Annotated in this window: 16 protein-coding genes; 10 read left to right on the top strand and 6 right to left on the bottom strand. The window is 33.8% G+C overall.

All coding sequences use genetic code 11. From position 1 onward, the window contains the following. Positions 1–141 precede the first annotated feature (141 nt). Entirely contained in the window at positions 142–1,425 is a 1,284-nt protein-coding gene (locus H1225_RS06480; RefSeq protein WP_239739576.1) for a cystathionine gamma-synthase family protein, read from the top strand. A 65-nt stretch (positions 1,426–1,490) separates the two neighbouring features. Here H1225_RS06480 and H1225_RS06475 read toward each other — a convergent pair whose 3' ends face one another. Next, positions 1,491–2,048 carry a GNAT family N-acetyltransferase gene (locus H1225_RS06475; RefSeq protein WP_161727441.1) on the bottom strand — a complete coding sequence of 186 codons (558 nt, stop codon included), beginning with the start codon at positions 2,046–2,048 and terminating at the stop codon, positions 1,491–1,493. A gap of 286 nt (positions 2,049–2,334) precedes the next feature. On the opposite strand from H1225_RS06475, the gene H1225_RS06470 reads away from it, so the two are divergent. Together H1225_RS06470 and H1225_RS06465 are read left to right on the top strand one after the other, a co-directional pair. Next, positions 2,335–3,114 (top strand): helix-turn-helix domain-containing protein, encoded by a 780-nt coding sequence (locus H1225_RS06470; protein WP_239739573.1) that lies wholly within the window; start codon positions 2,335–2,337, stop codon positions 3,112–3,114. A 132-nt stretch (positions 3,115–3,246) separates the two neighbouring features. Then, positions 3,247–3,783 carry a metallophosphoesterase gene (locus H1225_RS06465; protein WP_072068090.1) on the top strand — a complete coding sequence of 179 codons (537 nt, stop codon included), beginning with the start codon at positions 3,247–3,249 and terminating at the stop codon, positions 3,781–3,783. Positions 3,784–3,946: 163 nt separating this feature from the next. Here H1225_RS06465 and ydeE read toward each other — a convergent pair whose 3' ends face one another. Beyond that, on the bottom strand, positions 3,947–5,134 hold the full coding sequence (gene ydeE, locus H1225_RS06460; protein WP_161723799.1) for an efflux MFS transporter YdeE: 1,188 nt from the start codon (positions 5,132–5,134) through the stop codon (positions 3,947–3,949). A 302-nt stretch (positions 5,135–5,436) separates the two neighbouring features. Here ydeE and accA point away from each other — a divergent pair, with 302 nt between their 5' ends. Together accA and H1225_RS06450 are read left to right on the top strand one after the other, a co-directional pair. Further along, entirely contained in the window at positions 5,437–6,399 is a 963-nt protein-coding gene (gene accA / locus H1225_RS06455) for an acetyl-CoA carboxylase carboxyl transferase subunit alpha (protein WP_072063930.1), read from the top strand. A gap of 78 nt (positions 6,400–6,477) precedes the next feature. Beyond that, a complete protein-coding gene (locus H1225_RS06450; protein WP_109400624.1) occupies positions 6,478–7,365 on the top strand; it encodes a LysR family transcriptional regulator in 888 nt (295 codons plus the stop codon). Positions 7,366–7,368: 3 nt separating this feature from the next. Here the strand turns inward: H1225_RS06450 and H1225_RS06445 are convergent, their stop codons facing one another. Then, a complete protein-coding gene (locus tag H1225_RS06445; RefSeq protein WP_161671539.1) occupies positions 7,369–8,871 on the bottom strand; it encodes an MFS transporter in 1,503 nt (500 codons plus the stop codon). Positions 8,872–9,023: 152 nt separating this feature from the next. On the opposite strand from H1225_RS06445, the gene H1225_RS06440 reads away from it, so the two are divergent. Together H1225_RS06440 and H1225_RS06435 are read left to right on the top strand one after the other, a co-directional pair. Next, positions 9,024–9,620, top strand: a complete 597-nt coding sequence (locus H1225_RS06440; protein ID WP_161671540.1) for a TetR/AcrR family transcriptional regulator — start codon at positions 9,024–9,026, stop codon at positions 9,618–9,620. Positions 9,621–9,789: 169 nt separating this feature from the next. Next, positions 9,790–11,844, top strand: a complete 2,055-nt coding sequence (locus tag H1225_RS06435) for a hypothetical protein (protein WP_161671541.1) — start codon at positions 9,790–9,792, stop codon at positions 11,842–11,844. Between the two features lie 79 nt (positions 11,845–11,923). On the opposite strand, the gene H1225_RS06430 is transcribed toward H1225_RS06435, so the two are convergent. After that, complete coding sequence (locus H1225_RS06430; protein WP_239739571.1) at positions 11,924–13,522, bottom strand: ABC-F family ATPase; 1,599 nt, start codon at positions 13,520–13,522, stop codon at positions 11,924–11,926. A 447-nt stretch (positions 13,523–13,969) separates the two neighbouring features. On the opposite strand from H1225_RS06430, the gene H1225_RS06425 reads away from it, so the two are divergent. Continuing rightward, positions 13,970–14,425, top strand: coding sequence for a YaiI/YqxD family protein (locus H1225_RS06425; RefSeq protein ID WP_006536837.1), 456 nt, complete (start codon positions 13,970–13,972; stop codon positions 14,423–14,425). Between the two features lie 103 nt (positions 14,426–14,528). On the opposite strand, the gene H1225_RS06420 is transcribed toward H1225_RS06425, so the two are convergent. After that, complete coding sequence (locus H1225_RS06420; protein ID WP_161671542.1) at positions 14,529–15,770, bottom strand: TerD family protein; 1,242 nt, start codon at positions 15,768–15,770, stop codon at positions 14,529–14,531. Between the two features lie 171 nt (positions 15,771–15,941). On the opposite strand from H1225_RS06420, the gene H1225_RS06415 reads away from it, so the two are divergent. Continuing rightward, positions 15,942–17,342, top strand: a complete 1,401-nt coding sequence (locus tag H1225_RS06415; RefSeq protein ID WP_109400421.1) for an amidohydrolase — start codon at positions 15,942–15,944, stop codon at positions 17,340–17,342. A gap of 784 nt (positions 17,343–18,126) precedes the next feature. Here the strand turns inward: H1225_RS06415 and mnmH are convergent. Then, positions 18,127–19,212, bottom strand: coding sequence for a tRNA 2-selenouridine(34) synthase MnmH (gene mnmH / locus H1225_RS06410; RefSeq protein ID WP_006536850.1), 1,086 nt, complete (start codon positions 19,210–19,212; stop codon positions 18,127–18,129). 362 nt (positions 19,213–19,574) lie between these two features. On the opposite strand from mnmH, the gene H1225_RS06405 reads away from it, so the two are divergent. After that, positions 19,575–19,760, top strand: a complete 186-nt coding sequence (locus H1225_RS06405) for a YtcA family lipoprotein (protein ID WP_337247374.1) — start codon at positions 19,575–19,577, stop codon at positions 19,758–19,760.

The following is a 19,760-nucleotide window of genomic DNA, read 5'->3' as shown; positions in this document are numbered from 1 at the left end:
TTCTTTTTATCTTTAAGTTTTTATTCCTAATTTCGCTATTTTTATATAACTGCTAGTTTTTATACTTTATAAAACATTCTAACAACATGAATTTTTTTCAGTATGATAACTCATCCTCCATTCCACAGAAGAAATAAAAAAATGGCTGACTCTCAACTAAAAAAACAATATATCGGTGAACATAAACTATCACCTGAAACACTTATGATGAGTTATGGCTATGATCCATTACTTTCTGAAGGTTCAGTAAAACCACCTGTGTTTTTAACATCGACCTTTATTTTTAAAAGTGCAGAAGAAGGCAAAGCTTTCTTTGATACAGTGAGCGGAAGAAAACCTTTACCAGAAGGTGAAAAAGCAGGTTTAGTTTATTCTCGTTTTAATCAACCTAATAGTGAAATTGTTGAAGACAGATTGGCTGTTTATGAAAATACGCAATCTTGTGTATTATTTTCATCAGGAATGTCTGCAATTACCACAACATTAATGGCATTAACGCAACCTGGTGATGTTATTTTACACTCACAGCCACTTTATGGCGGAACTGAGACATTAATTGCCAAAACACTGGCTAAATTTGGTATTCAAGCAACGGCATTTACTGACGGATTAAATCTTTCACTTATTCAAAAACAAGCAGAGAAAGCCAGTCAAAAAGGGCGTGTATCTGTTATTTTTGCAGAAACGCCTGCAAACCCAACTAACTCATTAGTAGATATTGAAGCATTAAAAAACGTTGCTGATCAATTAGAAAAAACGCAAGGTTATCGTCCTATTATTGTTTGTGATAACACACTACTTGGTCCTCTATATCAGCATCCGATAGAACAAGGTGCTGATATCTCAGTCTATTCTTTAACTAAATATGTCGGTGGGCACTCAGATTTAGTTGCAGGTGCTGCAATGGGCTCTCGTGAGACTATTAATCAAATCAGATTATTAAGAGGAGCCATCGGGACTCAACTGGATCCGCATTCTTGCTGGATGTTAGGTCGTTCATTAGAAACGTTACAAATTAGAATGGAAAAGGCCAATCAGAATGCATTATTAGTTGCAGAGTTTCTGCGTGATCATGAAAAAGTAAAAGCTATTCACTATTTGCCTTTTGCAGATAAAAACTCGGTTGAAGGTCACGTATTTGCAAAACAATGTACAGGTGCGGGTTCAACATTCTCATTTGATATTGTGGGTGGAAAGAGTGAAGCTTTCCGTTTTCTTAATGCTATGAAAATTTTTAAACTTGCAGTTAGTCTGGGAGGAACAGAGTCTTTAGCCTGCCATCCTGGCTCAACAACTCATTCTGGCGTACCGATAGCATTACGTCATAATATTGGTATTCAAGACACTACCATTCGTTTATCTATTGGTATTGAAAATCCTCAAGATTTAATTGCTGATTTATCCCAAGCATTAGCAAGTGCTTAATTAAATTGCCGTATTAATATTAAAAAACACCAGATAATATGAATTTCACAATCTGGTGTTTTGTTTTAATCGGTCTGTTCTTGGATTTCAATCCATTCATCTTTAGTTAAGCGACAAATATTTTCAACTTTCACTTCATCTAAAAACTCCATGTACTGTTCTTCAATAACGTGATGGAATTTAAATCCACATTTTTCTTGTGTTTTTTGTGATTTCTCATTATCAGCAAAATAGCCACACCATAAATTATCTAATTCCAATGTTTCAAAACTATGCCAACTGATTTCTTTTACGGCTTCTGGTATTAAACCTTTGCCCCAAAAAGGAACACCAATCCAATAAGAAACTTCAGCATCATTATCCCCAATCAGGAAATTACTCTCATTTGCAAAAGATAGTCCAACCAAGCCAATGGCAAGATCGTCATCAATTAACGTAACAGCATAAACTTCATCACGCATAAATATAGTGCGAATAATTTCGGCACTTTCTTCAACACTTTTATGTATTGGCCAACCTGCAATTGGCCCAACTCGTTCATCTTTTGCATATTGATACAAACTTGACGCATCAGAAAGTTTCCATGGGCGTAATGTAAGTCTTTCCGTTTTTAATGTTTTCATTTAATAAGCTCTCTTAATTTTTAAATATTTTGCAGTTTATCTTGCGTCTTTAAGATGTGTTTATTCTAAAGAAAACGACTAAAAAACGAATGTCATAAAAAAGGTAAAATCGGTACTTTTGACAACTAAATAGAAGGAAATACTTGTTATTAAGTTCAATATCATCAAATATAAAAATAGCAAATGAGCTAGGTAAGAATTAAAAGAGGTTAATTGATTTATGTTGAGTCAAGTTTTGTCACAACTTAATGCATCATCGCAACATGTCATAATGGGTGAAAGTAATATGACGAATGAAATAAGTTGTCCTCTACCACTATCTTATATTGTGGTCATGATTTGTTTAGAAGGAAGGGCTATAATCAATATTGGTTTTCAAGAACAGGCGATCAAAGCGAATGACATTCTTATTTTAGGTAATGACATGATGGCGGTTTTGCGTCAAAAATCAGCAAACTTCCGCTTATTTTACTGTTTTCTGGATAAATCTTTTGCCTCAGAAATTGCTTACTCTCTTTCTAATACTTTATTTGCTTTTCTCCATGAAAATCCCATTTGCTCCCCCCAAAAAGAACAAAAAGAAGCCTTAAATAGATGGGTAGAACAACTAAAATATATAGATAATCATTATTCTGAACATCGAAAGTTGATGTTAAAAAACCATCTACAAAATCTCTTTTTTGCAATCACAGAATCAATACCAACATATTTCTCTATCGCTAAAAAAGAATTTAGTCGCAAAGAAAAACTTTGTTGGCAATTTTGGGAATTAATTGGAAAACATTGTTTAAAGCATAGAGAAGTTGCTTTTTATGCAAATTGTCTTAATATTACGCCGTTTTATTTATCACAAATAACAAAACAATTTTTTAATGATTCACCTAAGACGTTGATTAATCGTCAAGTTATTCTTGAAATAAAAGCATTATTAATGCACACTTCACTTTCAGTAAATGAGATATCAATAAAACTTCATTTTGATGATCCTTCTTATTTATGCCGATATTTCAAAAGAGAGACGGGGCATTCTTTATCTGGTTACCGTAAACAACATCAACGACAATAAAACAGATGATATTGTACTTATTGTTCTATTTCTAGCGAAAGGAGGTAATTATGTTGAAAAAATATCACTATACAGACCGATGGAAAATACTTTCTTAAGGTTAAGATTTTTATTGATTATTAAGAACTTACTATGATTTACTTTACTTCTGATACACATTTTTGCCATTCAAATATCCTCAATCTTTGTGATCGTCCTTTCAATAGTGTAAGCCATATGAATGATACATTAATCCATAATTGGAACGCTTATGTATCTGATCATGACGAAATCTATATTTTAGGTGATTTTCTCTATCGAGGAACAGGGCAAGATGCCAACCGAATTTTACGTCGGTTAAATGGTAAAAAGTACCTTATCCGTGGAAATCATGACAAATTTCTCGATGATCCGGAATTTGACGCATCAGTATTCGAATGGGTGAAAGACTACTTTGAATTGGATTATAAAAAACGAAAAATTGTGATGTTTCATTATCCTATATTAGAATGGGGTGGTTTTTTCCGTGATGCTATTCATTTATATGGTCATGTGCACAATTCACAAAAAGATCCAACTCAACGTAAACGTTTAGATGTTTTAGGAAAAAATGCAATTAATGTCGGTGTTGATGTGAATGACTTTTTCCCTATTAGCATTGAAACTATTCTAAAAAGAACATCAAAATAATTTGAGTATGTTGTGTTTTTATTTAATTAAGGTAATAGCATTAACTCACCGTATAACTCAACTTTGAAAAGAAAAAATAGAGACTAATAACTCATCAAATTTCTATCTAAAACCCATAAAAAAGACACCAAGGTGTCTTTTTAGTACGCTAAATTGATTAAAACTAAAGAGCAATTGTTCTTTCTTTATGGACATTCATACCTTGGATCATACAAAACCAAGCTAATGCAGATACTACCATTAAAATAGCGAATAAAGAGGCTGGCGGAAATGCAGTTAAAATAAAGCCACTAGCAAGCGGATTAAGTGCTGCACCTAACCAACCGAGTGATTGTGCAGAAAAATAACTAGCTTTCATCCCTAATGGTGCAATGTTATCAATCATCATATACTCACCAGGTGCATAAATTAATTCACCGAAGGTAAATACAGCGATAGCTAACGCCCAAAAGATTAAATTGTTGCCTGCAAACATAAACCCAAGTAAACCCATCATAAAAAATAGCGTACCAAGCGTCATTAATTTACGAAGTCTTTCGGCTGTAACATGCTTACCTACAATATATTGTAGCGAGACAACAATGGCAGCGTTTACTGGTAATACAACCGCAATGACAGATTCTGCTAATTTTGCATCGTAAACCACTAAAATATATTGCGAAATACACGAAGCAAAAGAGCCAAATGTTAATGTACCGAAAAAAGTAGAGAGCACAAACCAACTTAATGCTCTGTCTTTTAGCATTATTTTTGGATCCCATTTCACACTATTTTCTTCACCAACATTTATTGTTTTAGAACGTTGAACAAATAACTGGATCATAAAAAGTGGAACACTGGCAGAAATAGCTGCAAGCCAAAACGGTAATTGTGTTCCATACATTAATAATAAAGTGCCAATAGGTGGGCCAACCGTCCACCCCATATTAATAAAGGTATAGTTTAGAGAAAATATTTTAGGTTTTGCTGAAACTGACAACGTTTCAGAAAAATAGGCCTTTAACACGGTTGAGAATACTAAATAAGAGCAGTTAATCACCGAGAAAAAAATAACGACTAAAACAGTACTATGAACAATAGGTATTGCCGCAAATCCAAAGATAAACGTTATAATAGAGAGGAGCATATAACGTTTTTTCTCAAATTTATCAGCAAGCATCCCAAAGCCAAGGCTGAAAAAAATACCAGTTGTTAATGCAATAGACATAGCAATACCAATATCATCAACAGGTAATTGATACTCCCGCGATAAATAGATTGCCATAAATGGTAATGTCGCACCTCTTCCTATTGTAAGAAGAAGTGATGAAAATAACAGTGCAGTTGTTGATCGTGTTTTTTTTGAGAACATATTATCTTTATTCTAATTATTTGTATTTTATGGGATGTTTTATAAATTTTGCGATTTTTTACGGGTGAAAAATGAATAAATTCGCACTGTATATTAATACATGACTTAATAATTTCTGTATAGCCTAAAGTTAGAGAAAAAGCTCTTTTTGATCTTGTCTTTTTTCTTGCTAATCTTGTAGTAAGGTTTAATTATCCCATTTTTGATAATAGTGTTTATCAAATTCCTCTCTATCAACACACTGATCTTTTTTCTAAACTGCCAATTATTGTTTTATTTACCGCATTAAATCCGAGGTAGTTATGTCTTTTATTCATCTTGAATTTGAAAAACCCATTGTTGAATTAGACGAAAAAATAGATGCATTGCTCACTTTTAAGCAATCTCAAGATGAACCAACAGGTATTAATTTAGATGAAGAAATCGCACGTTTAAGGCAAAAAAGCCTTTCGCTGACCAAATCTATTTTTACTGATTTAGGTGCTTGGGAAATTGTGCAACTCGCTCGTCATCCCATGCGCCCATACACACTTGACTATATTAAAGCGATTTTTACTGATTTTCAGGAATTAGCGGGTGATAGGGCTTATGCCGATGATAAAGCGATTGTTGCGGGTTTAGCGCGTTTGGACAAAAAGGCAGTTATGGTGATTGGACAACAAAAAGGGCGTGATACAAAAGAAAAAATTCTTCGCAATTTTGGTATGCCATCACCAGAAGGTTATAGGAAAGCACTTCGTTTAATGAAAATGGCTGAACGTTTTCATCTACCCGTTATTATTTTTATTGATTCTGCGGGAGCTTATCCTGGTGTTGGTGCTGAAGAACGAGGGCAAGCAGAAGCTATCGCTCGTAATATTCTTGAAATGTCACGATTAAAAACACCTATTATTTGCACTATTACTGGTGAAGGATTCTCTGGCGGCGCGCTAGCCATTGGTGTTGGTGATAAAGTTAATATGTTGCAATACAGCACTTATGCAGCAATCTCACCAGAAGGCTGTGCTTCTATTTTATGGAAAAGTTCTGATAAAGCGCCAATAGCGGCAGAAACCATGGGAATGACGGCACCTAAATTACAATCATTAGGCATTATCGACGCTGTTATTCCTGAGCCATTAGGTGGAGCTCATCGTGATCATCAACAAGCTGCTGAATTTCTTAAACAACAATTATTAACCGACTTAGCCTTATTAAAAAGCTATTCAACCGAGGAACTTTTAGATAAACGTTATCAAAAACTCATGTCTCATGGCTACTGTTAATTATTAACGAGATAAAAGAAAATGAATGATACACTGCCTATATTAAGCAATAGAAAGACAGTAGGCAGTGAATTATTTATGCAAATCGATCTTAATTTATTACGTATTTTTTCTGCCGTAGCAGAGCAAGGACAATTTGCCGCGGCTGCTCGATTATTATCTATGCCTACCTCAAATATCAGTCGCGCAATTAAACAGCTTGAACAGCAACTCAATTGTAAACTTATTGATAGAACAACGCGAAAGATGCGTCTTACTGAACAAGGTAAATTACTCTATCAGCAAGGAAAGAAAACCTTAACTGAATTAGACAATGTTGTTAGCAATATTACCAGTGATGGACCATTAACGGGCACTTTCCGTTTAACTATTCCAAGTGAATATGGTAGTGAACTACTGGCTGATATTTTGGCTGATTTTGCTGCACTTCATCCTAATTTACTTATTCAATGTGATACCCAATTAATGCCAAGAAATATCATCGATGATGATATGGATTTACTATTAACTTTTCATCGCGGAAATCTAGCAGATAGCAGTTACCATTCGCGGTTAATTAAATCGTGGCGCAGTATTGTTGTTGCATCTAATGAGTTATTAGAAAAAACAGGCGTTCCAACTCATATTGAACAATTAAGTCAAATGCCTTGTATTTCTAGTTTAAGCGCACTAGAAGGGCAGCCTTGGATATTTATTGATGAACATAAAAAACCAATAAAAGTTACTATTAATAGCCATTATCGAGTAAATAGCGCCATATTGGCAAGAGCTGCGGTATTAAAAGGATTAGGGTTTGCTATTTTAGCTGAGCATTGTTGCTTTGATGCAATTAAAGCAGGGGATTTGCGAGCTATTGAATTTCCTCAACAGCCCGCCAGTATCAATTTAATCGCAATATATGCAAGTCGTAGTGCGCTTTCTCGTAATATTGGATCTTTTCTTGAGTTTCTCACTCAACGTTTATAAATGTTAATCTGTGTTTTGTTGAGTAAGTGCCTTATGTTTTGCTTTAACCGGAAAGAGCACAATAAATAAAGTCACAAAACATGAGATCCCCGCGGTTGCAATTGCATAAGCAAACCCAGAATTAAATGCCTCTGGTAGTAAAGTGGTGAATCCTTTGTCTAAATTGCTCGTAGCATTTTCAGTTACCAGGCTGACAATATCGATATAGTTTACAGATATTCCCAATGTCTGACTTTGCATAACCATATAATGGATTGCTTGTTGCACCATTAATGTACCGAGTAAAGCAATCCCCATTGTCATTCCTGTTTGTCTTAATGCATTCATGGTTGCAGACGCCATACCAGAGCGAGATGGTGAAACACTTTTCATCACTAAAGCACCAATTGCAGGTGTTGACAAGCCCATTCCAGCACCTAATACAAATAGGTAACTTCCAGTTATTCCATAGTGGCTATTTGTTGCCAATGTTGCTAATAAGCAAGAAGAAATAGCAATAAACAAGAAACCACAGATCATGAGTTTTCTGACTGAAAAATATGCAGATAAACGTCCAAAAGACATAGAAAACAGTGCCATCGCAATAAATTCAGGTGCCATTCTCCAGCCAGTTTCTAATGCACTCCAGCCTTGTGCTTTTTGCAGAAAAAAGGCAATAAAAAAGACATTACTATAAGTGGCAAAGCCCAAAGTGAAAGAAGAAAGGTTATATTGAAAAAATGCACGATCTTTAAATAAAGTAAGTGGTAATAAAGGGCGTTTAACGCGTTTTTCTATCATTAAAAAAAGGACAAGGAATATAATGCCCACAATCAATGTCGATAAAGTTCGATAATGCGACCAACCAACCGATCCGGCTTCAATTAAACCATAAGTTATCAAGCCTAATCCTAACATACTGGTTAATTGACCAAAGGGATCGAGTGCAACATTTTCAGGATCGGCGCTTTCACTTAATCCATACCAACCCAGTAATACAGTAATTATGCCTATAGGAATATTAATAAGGAATATACTTGCCCAACCATTAGTATGAACTAAAACACCACCTAAAATAGGACCAATGATGAGTGATAATGCACTAACAGAAGACCATATTCCTATGATGCGAACCCGTTCAATATCAATAGGAAAAGCATGAGTGATTAAAGACAGTGCACCCGGAATAAGTGCAGCCGCAGCAATACCTTGAATAATACGTCCAAGAATTAATATTTCATGTTGCTGTGCAATTGCACAAATTACTGAACCTAATGTGAAGATAATTACACCCCATAGCCACACTTTTTTTCGTCCAAAGCGGTCACTTAAAGGGCCTGATGACAAAATACAGGCAGATAAACAGAGCGCATAAGCATCGACAATCCACTGTAAGGTTGCCATATCAGCATGGATATCATTTTGAATAGTGGGTAATGCTACATTCACAATACTAATATCAAGTGTTGCCATAAAAGTACCTAAACAAATGGCACAGATAAGTGACAGTCGTTTCAAATAAGTCATAAGATTTATTGCCTTAATGATGAATAATAATGGCATAATAATACTCGACTGACCGTCGGTCAACGCCTGTTGATAATGAGTTTCATTTGTTATCATTGTGAATCACTTTAATATAAAGTACTCTTTACAAGCGGCTTTGAGGGAGATAAGCAATGTTATTAGAAGAACAAACCACAGATAAACCAAGAACAAAACCCGCAGAGGTTCGTTTAGAAGAGTTAATGAATGCGGCAGAAACATTGTTTTTAGATAAAGGCTTCGATGCAACAACTGTGAGCGATATCGTAAAAAAGGCAGGGGTAGCCAAAGGAACATACTATCACTATTTTTCTGCTAAAACAGACGTTCTTGATGCTTTAAGAACTCGTTATATGGATTGGTATTTAAATAAAATAGATAACGCAATGGACGCCTGCTCACAACAAGATCATCGTGAAAAATTAAAACAATGGTGTGAAATTAGTGTAATTGCTTATGTTGAGAAACAAGCATTACACGATATGCTTTTTCATCAAGTATTTCATCAAAGCAGTAATATTCATGAAAATAGGGCATTGCAACAAATACAAACATTGTTAATTGCGGGAACTGAGAATAAAACGTGGCACGTCACACAGCCTGAATTAACCAGTACATTAATTTATCATGGTATGCATGCAGCTGTTGATAATTTAGACCATAGCAAAGAATATACCGCAAAAACATTAGGTAATATGTTATATCAGCAATTTACTCAGCTACTAAAATAAATGTTATCGTGACAGTGTCATTTTGTTAGATTTCTAAAAATGCAATGTCATGTGCTATAGCTTAAACACAAAGTCCCTATTACTGCTATTTATAGGACTTGATTTTTATAGAATTAAAAGTTTAACAAATTTATTTTATCTTTTTATAGCACTTCAAGTGAGAAAAGATATGAAAAGCATAGAAATAAATGGAACATTTATAAATAGAAGTAAAATAGATTTACTTTCTAATCATCGTACACCCGATGATATTATATCGTTAAAGGGTAAAATAAAAGATTTTTTTAGTAAAAATAAAGAAAAAGAAGCTTTAACTTTAATACATAATATTTATTATAATAACAGTATATCAATTACAGAAAAAATAGCTTATTTTGAGAAATTAGACAGTATTATTGGAGATAATTATAAAGGTTTTTTTAGTCTGAAATATAAAGATAATAAAATTATATTTGAGATTGATAATGAACCAAAAACTACATTTAGTTCAAAAGAATTTGTCCATGATATTATTATTAATGGGAAATCTAATACAAAAGAAAATATAAATTTCAATACCAATACCAACATAAATTTATTAAGCGATAATACTTTTATCGATGAAGAAGTGAATAGTATAGTACAAAAAATGATATTTATTCCTGATGACGATTCAATATTATCTATTGTCGAAAAAATTAAAACTGAATTCCTCCTGTCGTTAACAGAAAAGCTAAATAAACAGGGAAATATAGAAATAATAAAACCAGAGTATTTTAAATTTGTTTTTAATGAAAATAGTAATATTGATATTTTAAAGGCAATAAAAAACATATTATCACCAGATAACTCAATAAAAGAAAAAATAAAAGCATTTAAATTATTAAACACCATGATAAAAAGAAATTATGAAATTTATTTATCATTAAAAATTGAAAATGATAAAATAAAAATAAGGTTTGCTAATTTTAATCAACAGTTTGATTTATCTGATCTTATCAAAGAAATGCTTCCTACCTTAAAAGAAAAACATACAGAATTTGATAATAAAGAAAAGTCAATAGAAGATATAAAAAAATCGATAATAAATTATTTTAATGAAAATAAGAATAATGAACCCACTATTTTTAAATTAAGTATTTTAGAATTAACAAAAAATAAAATAAAGGAAGCATCATTTATTGATAAAATTAAAAAAAATAGTGAAGTATTTAATCCTGATAAAGCGAAAGAATATATTAAGAATTATAAAATAGAAGACAAAATATCTCAGCTTTATATTTCAGATAAAATAACGGATTTTGAAAAAATAAAAATAATCAATGAGTTATATAATTATCTCACTGAAAAAATAGAAAAAAAAACATTTATAGAAATTAACAACTCTTCCATAACATTATCTGTTATGGAAAAAAATAATGAACATATTAAATTGGAAATTATTAAAACAAACAAAGATTATTCTTTTTTAAATGATATACACCCCGAAGTTAATAATGGTAAAAAACTACCAATTATCTTAGAGTTAGAGAAAGATACTGGCTTCACTACTGAACTACCATTAGATGATAAACTTATAAATACTTATCTTTCTAAAGCGTATAATAATAAAACAATATATTATTTCTATTACGACTTATTGATGAATAATATTAAATATATATTTAATAATGATTATTCTAACTTTATTAGAAATCAAAATGAATTTGGAATATCTATTAACCAAGCTAATTATAACTTTATTGCAAAAGAAATAGATGAAATCAATAAAAAACACCAGGTTGAATCAGAAAATAAAAAAATATTAAGATACTTTTATTCTATTATTAACAACAAAGAACATCCTTATCATACAAAATTAACAGAAATAGGTAGCGTATATTTTGAGTATATAAAAAACTCACAATTACTAGATAATGACATGAGAGCAAATAAATATATGACACTCTTTTTTAATAAAAAAGAGGCTTCGTTAAAAGATAAATTTAATTCTTTTTTCTATTTAAAGAGTTATTTAAATAGAAAGTCCATTTTAGATTTTAATCTAACTCAGGATTCGATTGAACTTTTTCAGAGAAGTGAAAATGGAGAAATAAAACAATCCACCAGTAATCCTCTCGATAAAAATATCATAAATCAAATTTTACCTTTTGATAAAAAAGCACAACTTTATATATTGTACTATCATTTAGTGGAAGAGATGCCTTTAAACGAATCTATTAATGAAGCAAGAAATAAGTCTTAATGATTTCTTATTTTGATAAAAAAGACTTGATAAATAAAAATATCAAGCCTTTACTTTTTAAAAAAGAAGAAAACAATGACTAACTATCAATTCCTTTTTTCGCAAGGAACTCATCATAAGTACCTTGGAAATTAGTCACTTTTTCAGGTGTAATTTCAATAATACGATTTGCCAATGAGCTCACGAATTCACGGTCATGAGAAACAAAAATCAGAGTACCTTGATAAAGCTCTAATGCCATATTCAGTGATTCGATAGATTCCATATCCAAGTGGTTGGTTGGTTCATCCATAATCAGAATGTTTGGTTTTTGCATCATCAGCTTACCAAATAACATTCTGCCTTTTTCACCACCAGATAACACTTGAACTGATTTTTTCAAGTCATCTTGAGAGAACAGTAAACGACCTAACACGCTGCGTACAGATTGCTCGTCATCTTCTGGTTTCATCCATAAGCTCATCCAATCAAACACTGTCATATCTACTTCAAAATCAGTAGCGTGATCTTGTGCATAATAACCAATATTTGAGTTTTCAGACCATTTTAAACGGCCTGTATCTGGTGTTAATTCACCGACTAATGTTTTGATCATCGTCGATTTACCTACACCGTTATTACCTAAAATAGCCACTTTTTCACCCACTTCAAGCATCATATTGACGTTTTTAAACAGTGGGGCATTATCATCATAACTTTTAGAGATATTTTCTACTTCAAGCGCATTACGGAATAATTTTTTCTCTTGCTCAAAGCGAATGAATGGGTTTTGACGACTAGATGCTTTAACTTCAGCTAATTGAATTTTCTCAATTTGTTTTGCACGAGAGGTCGCTTGGCGTGATTTAGAGGCATTAGCACTAAAGCGACTTACGAAAGATTGTAATTCACTAATTTGTGCTTTTTTCTTCGCATTGTCCGCTAATAAGCGTTCACGCGCTTGGGTTGCAGCAAACATATATTCATCATAGTTACCCGGATGAACAGCAAGTGCACCATAGTCTAAGTCAGCCATGTGCGTACATACCATATTTAGAAAATGACGGTCATGGGAAATAATGATCATGGTACTGCTACGTTCATTTAGCGTTTGCTCAAGCCAACGAATAGTATCAATATCCAAGTTATTCGTCGGTTCATCCAGTAACAAAATATCAGGATCAGCAAACAAGGCTTGTGCAAGTAACACCCGCAATTTCCAACCTGGAGCCACTTCACTCATAGGACCATTATGTTGTTCTAATGGAATACCTACGTTTAGCAATAATTCGCCAGCACGAGATTCAACGGTATAACCATCCATTTCACCAAATTTGACTTCAAGATCGGCAACACGTAAACCGTCTTCTTCACTCATTTCAGGTAAGTTATAGATGCGTTCACGCTCTTGTTTAACTTCCCAAAGTTCAGTGTGACCCATAATTACCGTATCAAGGACAGTAAATTCTTCATAAGCAAACTGGTCTTGTTTTAGTTTACCAAGACGTTCATTAGGATCGAGGAATACGTTGCCACTAGTTGGCACTAAATCGCCACCTAAAATTTTCATAAAGGTTGATTTACCGCTACCATTGGCACCGATTAAACCATAGCGATTTCCGCCACCGAATTTGACAGAAATGTTTTCAAACAGTGGCTTTGAGCCAAACTGCATAGTGATATTATTGCTGATTAACAAGACGAATACTCATTATTAGTGAATGACAAAAGGTAATGGGGCGGCATTATGCCACAAGTTCCCCCTATTAAGACAGTAAAGTGACGAATGTCTGTTAAGAAATTATTGCCATAAGAGAAAAACTCATCATATTGTGAATTATTACTCATAACTAAAAATAAGAAAAAGAGATAACGCAAATACGCTAGCTTTTAATGGTTGGCTTAACTTGAAGTGTAATATATTTACCAAGTGGTATCTATTTAGCTGCTACTTGGAAGGTACTAAACCCAGTTTAACAACTGCATAAACTTGGTCAAGTAGTGACAACCAATGTTTCTTCTTTAAGTGAAATATTAGAAAAACGAGAAAGATTAAAGTTTCAATCAATTAGTCACAATTAATATGTTATTTTAAACGCCATAAATACAGACTATTTTAATACTAAATAACAAAGAGAGTGTTGTTATGCCTATATGGGTTGATGCTGATGCATGTCCAAAAGTAATCAAAGAAGTGTTATATCGAGCAGCAGACAGAGAAAAAGTGATTATTACTTTTGTTGCTAATCAACGATTAACCGTACCCGCATCGCCTTTCTTACGTACATTACAAGTTTCTGCGGGGTTTGATGTAGCTGATAACGAAATTGTCCGCCGTACTAATAAAGATGATTTGGTTATTACCGCTGATATTCCATTAGCGGCCGAAGTCATAGAAAAGGGCGCAGTAGCTTTGAATCCTAGAGGTGAACGTTATACTGAAGCAACTATTCGAGAACGTTTAAATATACGTGATTTTATGGATACAATGAGAGCAAGTGGTATCCAAACTGGCGGGCCTGCAAGTTTAAGTCAACGTGATCGCCAACTTTTTGCGAATGAATTAGATAAATGGCTTTTGCAACAAAAGAAACACGCTTAATTACTCAGAACTAAACGCGTTAAATAAACGACAAACGGGCATAGTCATTATTGCCCGTTCTTCCTTAAGATAAACTTTATCTTATTTCTTTTTTAGAATGAGCTCAGACATAACGCTTTGTACCTAAAATACTCGGTTTCTTCCCTTTAAAAACATGAGGGCCATCCATCGTTAATTTAAGCTCATCACCAATACGAGTTAACCAAGGAGTGGCTTCACTGCCTGCTCTTGATGTCACCCCTGAAGGTTTTAACGTAATACTGTCTTGATCGATTTCAATAATACCAATGACATAGGTGTAAATCATATTATTGAAAAAGCCTTTTTTGTATTCACAAGAGCACTCAACGATTTGATTACCATACTCCATGCGCATTGTTGGTTTTAATGAAGCAACAGAAACACAACCATTACTAATAGCAGAGTAAACACTACAAACTAATGCCACTTTTCCGCCCATTAATTGAGAAATAGCAGGGTTTATTTCAACTGTTTCACAGCCGGGCTGATCTTGACTAACACTGACCACATCACCAGTATGGAAAACAAAAGGATCTGAATTAAAAGCACCACTTTTATCTGGAGCTTGAATAATAGACATTTGACCATTGGGGCGCAAAATACCCACACGAAGATCTAAATCATCGTTATCCTTACCATCACCATTATCTATCCACGTTGCACTGACTAAAATGCGCTTAGGTGCATCACTCCCTTTTAGTAAAGAAACACGGTGGCTACTATCTGGTTTTGTCAGTTTCACCACACTTTTTTGTATATTAACAGGTGGTGTTGACACAGGTGCAATAACAGGGGCAGGCTCTTCAACTTCAACACCATAAAGGTTACATAAACCAGCAAGCCCAGAAGCAAAACCTTGCCAAACAGAACGAACTTTATTTTGACCATTTCTAACATAAAGCTCTAAAACGATAATACCTGTCTCTTGTGAAAACTGGCTTGGGGCTAACTCAATAACTTCATTATTTAGCAACACGTGTGCTTTTAACTGCTGAACAACAGCAAAACCGCCAGCACTGCCATCTTGCGTTAATGTGATGGCTATTTTAGTAATATTTGCAGGTAAACGAGAAAAATCAAAATCAATACTATGAATAACTGTTGAGCCTTGGGTTATCGGTGAAATAAATGAAGCAGCACCAGAGGCATGATGAGGCGCATTGAAGAAAACCATATCCTCGTCATTAACGACTTTTCCTGATCCTGTTACTAAAAATGCAGTCAGATTAATATCAAGATTATCGCCTACAGCATGAGAAACTTTAACTTGTCCTTTATTTTCGTTAAGTGATGTATTTTCACCAGGTTGCAACGTTTTACTCATAATACCGCTCCTTGATTGATAAGACTAACTGCAAGAAATTTAAGCCACAATGTAATAATAATCTTAATTAATTATTTATTCGGTGATCACATTCACTTTCAATTGATATCAAAAGCCAATGAATTTATTTATAATCTTAAGGAAATTTTCCCATCAAGACGAGAGGTAATGATGTCATTTTCTAAATCTATGCTTGCTTTGGCTGTAATGGCGATCTCATTTTCTAGTTACGCGACAAAACAAGCTGATTTGATGATAGTTGACGGCACAGTTCTGACTATGGATCAGCAAAATAAAATCATTGAACAGGGTACTGTTGTCGTAAAAGAAAATAAAATTATTGCCGTTGGTGGCCCTGAGCTTTCCAAAGAATATCAAGCTAATAAAGTATTAGATGTAGATGGTGATATTGTAATGCCAGGTTTAATTAACACCCATACTCACGGATCAATGACTGTATTTCGTTCATTAGCCGATGATGTGCCAGATCGACTTCATCGTTATATTTTCCCACTTGAAAGCAAAATGGTTTCTCGTGAAATGGTCAGAGTGGGTGCTGATCTAGCAAATATCGAAATGGTAAAAGGTGGCGTAACAACTTACGTTGATATGTATTATTTTGAAGATGAAGTCGCCAAAACGGTTGATAAAATGGGGAATCGAGCGGTATTAGGCGAATCTGTGATTAATTTCCCTGTTGCCGATGCAAAAACACCTGAAGAGGGTATCCAATATGCAGTAAACTTTATTAAAGAATATAAAGATCACCCTCGTATTACCCCTGCATTTGCTCCACATGCTCCTTATACAAACACCACAGAAAACCTTCAGAAAATTGCTAAATTATCAATAGAACTTGATGTTCCTGTTATGATCCATTTAGCTGAAACTGATCGTGAAAAAGAAGAAATCGCCAAACGTACAGGAGGTAAAAGCCCTGTTCAATATATGGCAGATATCGGAGCGTTAAATAATAAAGTTATCGCGGCTCATGCAATTATGGTGGATGATAAAGATATTGATTTACTGAAAAAATATGATGTTGGTGTTGCTCATAATATCAGTGCAAATACTAAATCAGCGAAAGGTGTAGCGCCTGTCGTCGCGATGCTAGAGAAAGGTGTCCGTGTCGGTTTAGGGACTGATGGCCCAATGTCGAGTAATACGCTAACAACCATGAACGAACTCAATCTTGTAGGTAAAATCCATAAATTAGAGAATAAAGATCGTGCTGCTATGCCACCATTAACTGTTGTAGAATTGGCGACAATGGGTTCGGCGAAAGTCTTGCATATGGAAGATAAATTGGGCTCATTAGAATCAGGCAAACTAGCAGATATTATCGTTGTTGATACTAAATCACCTAATATGGTGCCTATGTATAGCCCTTATGCGGCATTAGTGTATGGTGCAAATGGCAGTAATGTTCGCCACACCATTGTAGATGGAAAAATCTTAATGGAAGATCGCCAACTATTAACAGTTGATGAGAAAGCGATTATTAAAGAGGCACAAGATTTCTCTGATAAAGTACGTAAAACTGTTATCGACAGCGGTGAAGTTGTTAAATAAAAATTGATAACAAACATCTTGATCCTAGGCAGTTTGCTTTTAAACTGCCTTTTTATTATGGCAAAAATGAATTTGTTACTTAGCTGAGCTTTTCGTGTATTTTATTACATTAAACGATACTATAAATGAAGAGATTAAAAATAAAATACTACTATTAGAAAAAGTAGAAAATTTCAAAAAGCAATATTTTGAAAATATAAATAATTTAAAATACACATCTATATACGAAAAAAATATTAACCTTATTCATGTGACTAAAAATGAAATAAAAGAGAGGATAGTCTTGATTATTTATAATGATTATTCTGCCTAATACAGTAACACTCTTTTTTTTACCTACTAATTAAGCAAAATTTTTCCGATCCAATTGCAAGTAAATCAACATCATAATTTCACGATTAAAGCGCATTTTATAAATCCATCAGAACATAGTGATATCAGATAGAACTTAACTCATCTGCTGATATACTCATGCTTATTTTGTTATTCACTTTGTTATGTAGAGATATTTCTATGCCGTGGACTTTTTCACATCCTTCCATATTGTCCCGATAAAACAGTCCCGAATAGGTAAATACCTTAATTTACCTGCATTAATTGTAGGAAGCACTTCACCTGATTTACTCTATTTAGCTGTACCTTTTTTCTTTAGCTTAATGATAATTTTAGGGATATGGTTATATCGAACTAAAACTTAACCAAGTAAACTAAAAAGCCCCGTAATATAAATTTACAGAGCTTTTCTTCGGTATATGCATTTAATACAAGAAATCTTAGCTATCTACTAATTTTTAAACCACTGCATGACTTCTTCGTAACTGCCTTGGTAAATAATTTTATCTTCCTTTTTGCTTAATTGATAACGATACATCGGATCGTAATACTCTTTAAGTAAAGGGATTAACCAAGAAAAATGTGCCTCTGTGTCGGACACTTTTTTCTGTATTTCTAAGGCATTATCTAGCAACTTGGTCAATTCCATTGCTCTTTGAGATCCCAATCGGCGACGGATAGCAAATAAACCATGGTGCAAATAATCACTGTATGCTTGCCAACCTTTTTCTTCGCCATACGCTTCCAGATAATCATGTGTCATGCGATCAAAGTATTCTGCCTTCAAACGTTCTATACGTCGTTCGAAGGGATCATCAACAACAACTATTGAAGCCTCAAGCATTTTTACTCGTAAACATTCAGGTAATCCATTAGCACCAATAGCGCGACCTTCATCCTCAAGTACCCATCGTGTATATTTTGGTGCTTTCTGTAACATTTCAACACCAAGGTGGTTTTCAAATGTAGCTTGAGGAAATTGATCTTCTACTATGCGGCCAAAAGATGAGCCTCGATGGTGCGCAATACCCTCAAGATCAATACCTTCAGGAAGCGAATGCACTAAAGTCGTTTTTCCATTACCTGTACATCCACCAATTAAGATAATAGGCCGTTGAACTAATTCATTTGTCATTTCAATGATAGTCTGTCTTATTACCTTATATCCACCTTCAATTAATGGGTAATCTATACCTATTTCTTTAAGCCATTGCTGAACGATATGAGAACGCATTCCTCCTCGAGCACAGCAAATATAACCATTGGGAAATTGCTCACAAGCTTCACGCCACGCTGCAATGCGCTTATCACGAATTTCACCACTAACCAACTGATGGCCTAAATCAACCGCTTTTTGTGAGCCTTGTTGTTTATAACAAGTCCCCACAGCAGCACGCTCTTGATCATTCATTAAAGGCAAATTGATCGCATTAGGGATAGAGCCTTGATTAAATTCAATGGGCGCACGCACATCAATAATAGGTGTGTTATTAGCAAGAATATGTCGAATATTTTGAGCAGAAAACGCTGATTCCATAATAAAAATTGTAATATCTAGTCAGGCTGAAAGATTAGCTACTATACTCTTAAAATCATATAACGCCCATGATTACAGTCATATTGAAAACGACACTCCACTTTCAATAAGAAAAATTTAAGATAATGTATGGATTGATGAATGAAAAACATCTAACATCTATTCGATATGATGTTTTTGATTAAGTCATTAAACAACTGTAAGTAAAAACACTATAGTGTTTAAACGAATAATAAAATTTATCTAAAAATGACAGGTACATTACCTTGGAAATAATAAGAAAATATTATCATATTACTAGCTTGAGTATAATTGCATTACTATTGTCTGGTTGTTCTCAAGGTCATTCTCCTTTTATTTCTATGTTAGGCGCTTATTTTCCATATTGGATGCTATGTACCTTTATCGGCATATTAGGAGCCTTGATCGTACGTGTATTACTTATCTATTGGGGTATTGATGATAAATTACCGCTCCCTTTAATTTTTTATTTTGCGATATTGTTATCAATTTCTTTAACTATCTCTCTATTTTATTTTTCTTATTAA

It is taken from the genome of Proteus penneri (assembly GCF_022369495.1).
Lineage (GTDB): Bacteria > Pseudomonadota > Gammaproteobacteria > Enterobacterales > Enterobacteriaceae > Proteus > Proteus penneri.
Note: the sequence above shows the minus strand (reverse complement) of the source record. Positions and strands in the feature narration are given on the sequence as shown.